Below are 7,853 nucleotides of genomic sequence, written 5' to 3' on the forward strand. Positions count from 1 at the left end.
TAAAACAAGCCTAACCGCCACGAAGATGACTATTATTTTAATTCAACGATCGTCACACCGCCGCCACCCTCGCCTGCACCACCTGAACGATATCCTTTGACCCGAGAATGATGCTTCAGATGGTTTTCAACCCCCTTACGAAGGACTCCTGTCCCTTTACCATGAATAATAGATACGCGTGAATAGCCTGCCACAAGGGCTTTATCAATATATTTATCCAAACGATAAATGGCATCTTCAAAGCGTTCTCCTCGTAAATCGAGTTCGGTTTTCACCGTCGTATTGGATGCACGAACATTGACAACCGGTTTGACCTCTTTTTCGGCTTTAACCGCTTTTAAATTGGTTGCCGCGATATTCATTTTCATAATCCCGACTTGAACCAAATACTCTTTATCGCTAATTTTCTCAATGATATGTCCTTTTTGCCCAAAGCTAATCACTTTGACCTCTTGTCCGGGTTCGAAGGCTATTGACTCTTTTTTCTTATACGATTGAGTCACCGGTTTGGATTCATTTGATAATGAATCCAACGCTTGGTCAAGACGCTTCTTTGCATCTATGATCTCGTGTTCTTTGACATTTTGCGGTTGCGCTTGAAACCTTCGTAATGTTGCAATAATCTCAGCGGCGTCTTTTCTAGCCTTATCTACCGACTCTCGCGCAGTCTCTTCAGCTTTTTGTAAAATCTTTGACCGCTCGTTTTCCAGCTTAATCCGCTCAGCTTCCAGCTCATCTTTTAACCGTTCAATATCATGTTCATAGCGTTTTGCCTTTTGTTCAGCCGCTTCAGCCTCTCTTTGGCTCTTTTCAAGGGCAGCAATCATCTCATCGACTTTCGCCGTTTCTCCGCTGATCTGCTGCTTCGCTTCCTCGATGATTTCATCTTGAAGCCCTAGTCGTCGTGAGATTTCAAAGGCATTACTCCTCCCCGGTACCCCCATTAATAATCGATAGGTTGGACGCAAGGTTTGCACATCGAATTCAACACTGGCATTAATCGCCCCTTCACGTTCATAAGCATATGCCTTCAGCTCACTATAATGTGTCGTGGCAATAATGCTCGCACCACGCCGAAAAACATAATCTAAAATGGCGATAGATAAAGCTGCCCCTTCTTGTGGATCTGTTCCAGCACCGAGCTCATCAAAAAGCACAAGACTACGAAAATTCACCTGATCTAAGATATTCACAATGTTGGTCATATGAGAAGAAAAGGTACTCAAGCTCTGCTCAATAGATTGTTCGTCACCGATATCAGCGAAAATATCTTCAAAGACATTCACAGTTGAGCCTTCATCAACAGGAATATGCAAACCCGACTGCGCCATGAGCGTCAGAAGTCCTACAGTTTTTAAGGTGACTGTTTTCCCTCCTGTATTCGGTCCTGTAATTATAATCGCCTGATAGTCTTTTCCCATATGCACATTAATAGGCACAACGTCCTTAGGAGCAATTAAAGGATGGCGAGCCTTCTTAAATTCAAGCTGGCCGTCATCGCGTAAGGCTGGTTTCGTCGCCTTTAGAGCATGAGAAAATTTTGCTTTAGCAAAAATAAAGTCAAGGTAACCTAATTGCTCAACATTAGCAATTAAAAGGTCGGCAACCTCCGCCACTTGTTCCGTTAGAGCCATAAGAATACGTTCAATTTCATGTTTTTCTTTGGCACGTGCTTCACTCAATTGATTGTCAATATCAACAACCGCTTGCGGCTCAATAAACACCGTTGCCCCTGAGGAGGATTGATCATGGACAATGCCCCCGAAAGAATGGCGGTATTCTTGCTTAACCGGGATGACATAGCGATCATTACGGATGGTGACGATACTTTCAGACAACATCTTCTGTGTATTTGAGGAACGGATCATACTTTCTAGCTTTTCTTTGATTCTAGCATCTAACGTCCGAATCTGAGCACGAACGGTTCGCAGCTTATCACTCGCGCCATCCATTACACGACCAGAATCATCAATACAAGAGGTGATCTCTCTTTCAAGAGTACCCGGGGGATCAATATAGGCCACGCGTTCCTGTAAAATGGGGAGTGCTACTTCTTCCTCCTCAAGTTCAGCAAAAAACTTTTTCATTAACCGACTGGTACGGATAGAATCTCCTATCGCGTTTAATTCACTGGGTGAGAGCATACTGCCAATCGTCGCCCTTTTAATAAAAGGCCGCACCTCAGTCAATCCCCCAAAAGGAATATTGCCGCGAAGCCGGTAGACATTCACACCCTCATCGGTTTCGTCAATTAAATGCTTGACCTCTTCTAAAAGTGTTTTCGGTTCCAGTTGTTCCACCCAATCCTTCCCTAAGGAAGAGGCCGTATGATTTTTTAATTGCTCTTTTATTTTTCCATATTCTAATAAAGAAAGTGCGCGTTGCAACGCTCTCATCCTTTCTTATCTCTCAGTCATCTCTTATAAATGTCCCTGTTTAGGGGTACTAATAAAGGCTTCAAAGCTTGCTCTATCCATAGTATTCAGCACCGTCTGCGGTTCAATCCAGCCCTTGCGCGCGGCTGCCACACCCGTTGGCATGTCATCAAGCATATCAAGCGAATGAGCATCCGTATTAATCGCGATTTTCACATGATGTTCCTGAGCCTTTCTCACCCATTCCGATGCTAAGTCTAAGCGAGTAGGATTCGCGTTTAATTCTAGTGCTGTTCCTGTCTCATGCGCCATATTTATCAGCATTTCCATATTAACAGGATAGCCTTTTCGTCGGCCAATAATGCGACCTGTCGGATGGGCAATCAAGCGGACATAAGGATTTTCCATGGCTTGGCGAAGGCGGTGCATAATGGTGGCTTCCTCTTGAGAAAAACTCGTATGGATAGCTGCAATGACGAAATCCAGTGTTTTTAATGTTTCATTTTCAAAATCCAAACGCCCATCGGCAAGAATATCCATTTCCGTTCCCGCAAAGATTTTAAACGTCTTTCCGTACGATTGATTCAACCGATCAATCTCCATTCGCTGATCAATTAAACGCTGTTCATCCAATCCACCCGCTACTCGCAAGGACTTTGAGTGATCAGTTATAACGATATACTCATACCCCTTCTTGATCGCCGCTTCTGCCATTTCTTCTATTGTATAGGCACCATCACTGTAAGTCGAGTGCATATGAAGATCTGCCTTAATGTGATTTTCTTCAATAAAAGGAAAGTCACTAAGTGTTGCCGCGATGTCTACTTCCTCTTTTCCAACTCGAATCTCTGGCGGAATAGTACAAAGTCCAAAATGATTGAAGAATGCTTCTTCAGAAGAAAAGGTGATGACTTCACCCGTTTCCTCCTGCTCCACGCCATATTCACTAATTTTCTCGCCACGACTTTTAGCCAGCTGACGCATCTTCACATTATGGTCCTTTGAACCGGTAAAATGATGCAAGGCCGTTGCAAACTCAGCTTCTGCCACAAAGCGAAAATCCACCGAGACCCCATACTCATCGTTTAACATTATCGACATTTTCGTCTCGCCCTGCCCGATGATCTCTTGGACCGCAAGCTTTTCTTTTATACTTTCAGCGACTTCCATAGGCGCTTCAGTCGCAATGACAAAATCTAAATCCTTAATCATTTCTCTGAGACGGCGCAAACTCCCCGCCCTTGAAAAGCGCTGAATTTGTGGGATCTCAGTCAGGACATTTTCGATCATAACGGACAGCTTAACCATATAATCGATCGGCAAACGTTCAGGTTTTTGTGTAGATTCCTCAACCGCCTTTAAAATCTTTTCCTCTGTTTTCTTGCCAAAGCCTTCAAGCGTCTGCACCTTTTCATCTATACATGCCTGTTTTAAGGTCTCGAGATCTATGACCCCTAGTGTTTGATAGAGTTTAGCAATTTTCTTTCCGCCAAGTCCCGGTAATTTCAATAGAGTAAGCACTCCTTCAGGGACTTCTTCTTTTAATTGATTCAAAAGTGCAGACTCCCCTGTTTCAAGCAATTCATGAATCACTTGCGCCGTCCCTTTTCCAATCCCTTTAAGTTTCCCTGGCTCTTCAATTTGCGCCATACTCCGATCATCATTTTCTAAGGCCATCGCCGCTTTCCGATAGGCTGATATTTTAAAAGGATTTTCACCTTTGAGTTCTAAATAGATAGCGATTTGTTCTAAAGCTTTAATGATTTGTTTTTTATTCATCGGGCTCACCTCTTAGTCAATTAAAAATATAGGAGGCATCCACCATGAGCGATGAATGCCGGTCCACAATCTTATGCTATTGTAAAAGTGAAGAATCTGAGAGTTCCATCCACAAGTTTTGTAGTTTATTAGAAAGGTACGGTGTGTTTTCAACCATTAAATGGGCCATATAAGAATGATCAATCATTTTATCCATTCCCGCATAAGGCGCAATAGCTCCGATAAAGAGCAAGATAAATACGACAAGATAGATTTCAACGAAACCAAACAGGCCACCTAACCAGCGATTCACTGTCCTTAAAATGGGCAAATCAGCAAGAAAATCAAGCATAGAACCCAAAATTTGCCAAACAATTTTCACAGCAATAAAAATGATAACAAAAGCAATGGCCCTATAAAAGGCTGATTCAAGACTTGCGTGGCTTAATGTTGCAAAGAAATTATTTGAAGTCTCATCAGGAAATGGAATCCATAGCTTGAGAATTGGTGATAGTTTGTCATAATACAGAAAAGCCACTATGTAAGCAACTACAAAACCTGTCAAATGGATAATCTGTAAAACCAATCCTCTTCGCATCCCCACGAAAAATCCCGCAATGAGAAGGATAAGTATTATCAAGCTCAGCATATTGATGTCCCCAACTTTCTTTTTCTCTCCGCTTAACGGTATTTCGCTAAACGCATCTCTATCATCTATAAATTAATGAGCAGGCCCCTCTCCCTTGGGCTCTGTCTTTATTAGAGGTGCACTTCTGACCCACCAACTATAAGTCTATAATATCATATCAAAAAGATGTCGAATTGAAAAACCTCTATTCTTAATTGTTGTAAAGTGCTGTTAAACGATGTAACATCCTTTGTAAGACTATCCAAAAACGCCGATGATTCCAAACGAGGTTTTGTTTCAATCACTAATGCCAATGCGCACAAATTTTATTATAATAAACTCAAAAACTGAAAGCGTATACTTATCGGAGGTTAGGACATGAACATTCTCATTGCACCAGATTCATTTAAAGGAAGTGCCTCAACAACAGAAGTCGCTCAAGCGATACGCGCAGGCATTCTTGAGGTCCTTCCAGATGCCGAAACCACTATACTCCCGATGGCTGATGGCGGCGAAGGTACAACGCACGCCCTTGTAGCAGCCTCCCACGGGGAACTGTTCACAACAACAGTCCATGACCCTCTCGGACGGCCGATTATAGGTGAATATGGTGTTATCCATCAAAAAACAGCCGTTATTGAACTCGCGTCTGCCTCAGGGCTCACCACTTTAAAACCTTCTGAACTCAATCCCTATGAAGCTACAAGTTACGGTACCGGTGAACTTATGATCCATGCACTCAATCAGGGAATAAAACATTTCATCATCTGTCTCGGAGGAAGCGCAACGAATGATGGTGGAGCTGGATTGCTCCAAGCCCTTGGCTTCCGATTCTTAGATAAAAATGATGAGCCACTCAGTTCTGGAGGATTAGCACTACAAAAACTACATAGCATTGATGTTTCTCATGTGGATCCTCGAGTGAGAGAAGCCCAGTTCGAGATCGCTTGTGATGTCACCAATCCCCTCATTGGTCCGAATGGCGCTTCCGCCATCTTTGGTCCTCAAAAAGGGGCAACGCCCAAAATGGTAGCGGCACTCGATCACGCTTTAGCCATTTTTGCCGATTGTATTGAAAAGGAACTGGGGGTAAAGATCCATAACCTGCCTGGTGCCGGTGCGGCTGGCGGTACTGCGGGCGGTCTAATCGCCTTCTTAAACGGAACATTAAAGCCTGGCATTACAATGGTCACCGAAGCACTGAATCTCGAAAACCTAATCCAAGAAAAGGCTTTTGATCTGCTCCTAACAGGCGAAGGAAAAATTGACGGTCAAACCGCTTCAGGGAAAGTGGTGGCAGGCTTAAGCCAATGGGCAAAACAATATCATCTTCCTGTGATTGCCCTTGCGGGGGCAATTGAAGGGGATCTCACGCCATTATATGAAAAAGGTCTAACAAGTGCATTTAGTATTGCCGATGGTCCTATGAGCTTAGAAGACTCTATGGAAAAAGGAAAGGTCCTACTTCAAAAGCAAACCGCGCGGCTATTTCGTTTAATCACTCAGTTTTTATAGGTGTATTTTGTTTGCCCTTAATTAAAGCATTTTAGAACTCTCCCTTTCTAGGTTATAATGGCCTTATAGGAGAGTGAATACTTTGAGTCAAGCGGTCATTAAGCTCCATCAAAACGATTTAAAAATTCTACAAACACGCTATCAAGACGTGCTATCTAATAAGTTACCTCCTGGGGCTGTATTTCGTGCCGAAACTGGAGGATGTGCCATAACTGCGTATAAGTCAGGAAAAGTCCTTTTTCAGGGAAAAGACGCGGAAGCTGAAGCTGCCAAATGGGAAAGTTTAGCACCTAATGATACAAAGAAAAAGACACCTGCCCCTGTCTTGCGAAAAAGTGTCGAAAGCCATGCCTACATGCCGCCGCAAAACATTGCAGATTTAGCGATTATTGGATCAGATGAAGTTGGAACGGGTGATTATTTCGGTCCACTGGTTGTCGCCGCTGTGTTTACTTCAAAAGAAGATGGTGATTTACTTCGATCATTAGGTGTTCGTGATTCAAAAGCGTTAACGGACGAACGAATTGGAAAGATTGCTGAGGAAATTTCACAGCATGTCATCTATAGTATTCTTGTATTGCCTAATGAAAAGTATAATGCGCTTCAAGCCTCTGGTTATAATCAAAACAAATTGAAAGCTGTTTTACATAATCAAGCCTTACAAAATGTCCAAGCTAAAATTGATCAACCTTTTGACGGTTTCCTTATTGATCAGTTCACCACACCGAGTAATTATTTTAAATTACTGTCAGATCGTAAGATGGTGATCAATCAAAAGATTTTCTTTAAAACCAAAGGGGAATCTGTCCATCTTTCAGTCGCTTGTGCCTCCATTCTTGCTCGCCATCGCTTTCTACAAGAAATGGATCTTTTGTCCCAAAAGTGCGGTGTTCTTCTCCCGAAAGGGGCTGGCCCTCATGTAGACACCGTTGCTGCACGGATTATTGAAACCCAAGGCGAAGCGGCATTGAAAAAAATCACAAAATATCATTTCGGCAATACTGAAAAGGCTAGAAAACTTGTTAAAAGGTGACCTTTAGAAGGTCACCTTTCTTAACCGTTTAGAAATTATAACTTAGCTGAAGACCTTATATTTCATGTGAAGGCCTATGCCTGAACTCGTGCTTAGCGAAGCGGTGAAGGATAAGCCACGTTTTCTAAGGTTCCAATTGCAGTATATTAGTGCTTTCTTTAGTTGTTTCTCCAATTTTAGGCGCTCGCGTGTGCCTTCCTTTTTGTTGTCTACTGACAACTCATTACCGATTTATTTCGTATAATTTAGTTTTGGTGCAATTCATATAGATTGCGATGTAACGGGTAGATGGATTTCCGCTCTAGGTCGCTCGCTTTCCTCATGCCCACAGGACGTGGGCAGGATCGGTGTTCGACCCACCATCGGGGTCCCCGAAAAGTGTTCTTTACTTTTTGGGGTGGTTGAGGTGCTAGCTTCGGCGGTGTCACACTGACGTGACGGTCTTAGCCGAAGTTCCTTAATGACGTGACGATTTTAACCGATCGTCCTTAGTGGCCTCAGCTAACTTGGGATGCGTAGTCGAGTTTCCCCTAGTATTTACGAC

5 protein-coding genes are annotated in these 7,853 nt (G+C 43.0%); 2 read left to right on the top strand and 3 right to left on the bottom strand.

From position 1 onward, the window contains the following. Nucleotides 1-32 precede the first annotated feature (32 nt). From IEV91_RS12385 to IEV91_RS12395, 3 genes are all read right to left on the bottom strand, one after another. The gene (locus IEV91_RS12385; protein ID WP_188497719.1) at nt 33-2,396 is read right to left on the bottom strand and encodes an endonuclease MutS2; all 2,364 of its coding nucleotides are present in this window, start codon (nt 2,394-2,396) and stop codon (nt 33-35) included. 24 nt (nt 2,397-2,420) lie between these two features. Continuing rightward, nucleotides 2,421-4,154 (bottom strand): DNA polymerase/3'-5' exonuclease PolX, encoded by a 1,734-nt coding sequence (polX, locus tag IEV91_RS12390; RefSeq protein ID WP_188497720.1) that lies wholly within the window; start codon nt 4,152-4,154, stop codon nt 2,421-2,423. 76 nt (nt 4,155-4,230) lie between these two features. Then, complete coding sequence (locus IEV91_RS12395; RefSeq protein WP_188497721.1) at nt 4,231-4,782, bottom strand: CvpA family protein; 552 nt, start codon at nt 4,780-4,782, stop codon at nt 4,231-4,233. Between the two features lie 357 nt (nt 4,783-5,139). Here IEV91_RS12395 and IEV91_RS12400 point away from each other — a divergent pair, with 357 nt between their 5' ends. Continuing rightward, nucleotides 5,140-6,276 (top strand): glycerate kinase, encoded by a 1,137-nt coding sequence (locus tag IEV91_RS12400; protein ID WP_188497722.1) that lies wholly within the window; start codon nt 5,140-5,142, stop codon nt 6,274-6,276. 82 nt (nt 6,277-6,358) lie between these two features. After that, nucleotides 6,359-7,309, top strand: coding sequence for a ribonuclease HIII (gene rnhC / locus IEV91_RS12405; protein WP_188497723.1), 951 nt, complete (start codon nt 6,359-6,361; stop codon nt 7,307-7,309). Nucleotides 7,310-7,853: the final 544 nt, after the last annotated feature.

The organism is Pullulanibacillus pueri (assembly GCF_014639255.1).
Taxonomy (GTDB): domain Bacteria; phylum Bacillota; class Bacilli; order Bacillales; family Sporolactobacillaceae; genus Pullulanibacillus; species Pullulanibacillus pueri.

Coding starts and splice junctions, on each gene's coding strand:
- IEV91_RS12385 (WP_188497719.1), bottom strand. CDS start 2,396: ATGAGAGCGTTGCAACGCGCACTTTCTTTATTAGAATATGGAAAAATA.
- polX (WP_188497720.1), bottom strand. CDS start 4,154: ATGAATAAAAAACAAATCATTAAAGCTTTAGAACAAATCGCTATCTAT.
- IEV91_RS12395 (WP_188497721.1), bottom strand. CDS start 4,782: ATGCTGAGCTTGATAATACTTATCCTTCTCATTGCGGGATTTTTCGTG.
- IEV91_RS12400 (WP_188497722.1), top strand. CDS start 5,140: ATGAACATTCTCATTGCACCAGATTCATTTAAAGGAAGTGCCTCAACA.